2 tRNA genes and 2 rRNA genes are annotated in these 1223 nt (G+C 40.8%); all 4 read left to right on the forward strand.

The window, feature by feature from the left end:
- Window positions 1-96: ribosomal RNA gene (locus L2764_RS27265) — 16S ribosomal RNA — on the forward strand; the annotation flags it as partial.
- Window positions 97-298: 202 nt separating this feature from the next.
- Window positions 299-375, forward strand: a tRNA-Ile gene (locus tag L2764_RS27270).
- Window positions 376-501: 126 nt separating this feature from the next.
- Window positions 502-577 (forward strand) — tRNA-Ala (locus L2764_RS27275).
- A gap of 548 nt (window positions 578-1125) precedes the next feature.
- A 23S ribosomal RNA gene (locus L2764_RS27280) occupies window positions 1126-1223 on the forward strand; the annotation flags it as partial.

A 1223-nucleotide genomic window follows, 5' to 3' on the forward strand; every position in this document is an offset into this window, starting at 1 on the left:
ACCTTCGGGAGGGCGTTTACCACGGTGTGGTTCATGACTGGGGTGAAGTCGTAACAAGGTAGCCCTAGGGGAACCTGGGGCTGGATCACCTCCTTACCTTAACGACTAACTCGATGTTTGTTGAGTGTTCACACAGATATGCTTGTCATAAGAAAGAACGAAATAATCGAAAGGTTGTTTTTGAGGATTTTGATTCTTAATCAAGGCACTTGAAGAGCCTCGCAGAGAACGTGCTCTAGCACCTGACTGAGAAGTGATGAAAGTAACGCCGAATAAGGATGAAAAGACCAAAAAGAATGGGTCTGTAGCTCAGCTGGTTAGAGCGCACCCCTGATAAGGGTGAGGTCGGTGGTTCAAGTCCACTCTGACCCACCAAATCTTCGCTTACTCATCGTTAGATTAATGCTCGTTTAGAACAACACTAAACGTCACATCAATCTGCCTTGATTAATCTCGATTTGGTATTGAAAAATAGATTGTTTTGTTTGACTGCATGTAAATGGGGCTATAGCTCAGCTGGGAGAGCGCCTGCCTTGCACGCAGGAGGTCTGCGGTTCGATCCCGCATAGCTCCACCATTCATTTGGTTTTTGGAAATGTTGAAATAATTTTATAGTTTAAATAAACTGTTCGATTACTCTCAATTAGCTCCACCATTTACAATGCAAAGGAAAGAGACGCCAAAGATAAATAGAATAATTTATCTTTGGCTTTTTTTAGCCCGTTCTTTAACAATTTGGAAAGCTGATAGTGTTAATGTGAAAGGGACAGTGACTTACTTGTAAGTTGTTGTTTATAGCATTAGCGCGAAATAAAAAATTAAAATTGAGTTAAACACTTAAACATTAAGTGTCTTGGCTTGTTGTTTGATATTAATATTTATATTGGTGTTGAATAATAAGTAAAAATTCTAATTTTGGCGAAAGTAGAAACCATTAGTTACGATACAATCATCGATACTACCCGTATGGATGTTAAGTGTATTTAAGCGCAGTTAATCATGTGGGTGTTGAAGCCGTGATTTGAGCGAGGAGGGCGTGTAGTTTACCTACATAACCGACGAGTGAGATTCACAATGAAGACAGCCGCTTGAGTAGCAAGCGATAGAGACTTATTAGAGTTGTATGGTTAAGTGACTAAGCGTATATGGTGGATGCCTTGGCAGTCAGAGGCGATGAAGGACGTAGTAACTTGCGAAAAGCGTTGGCGAGCTAGTAACAAGCA

The sequence above is a fragment of the Shewanella surugensis genome (assembly GCF_023284005.1).
Lineage (GTDB): Bacteria > Pseudomonadota > Gammaproteobacteria > Enterobacterales > Shewanellaceae > Shewanella > Shewanella surugensis.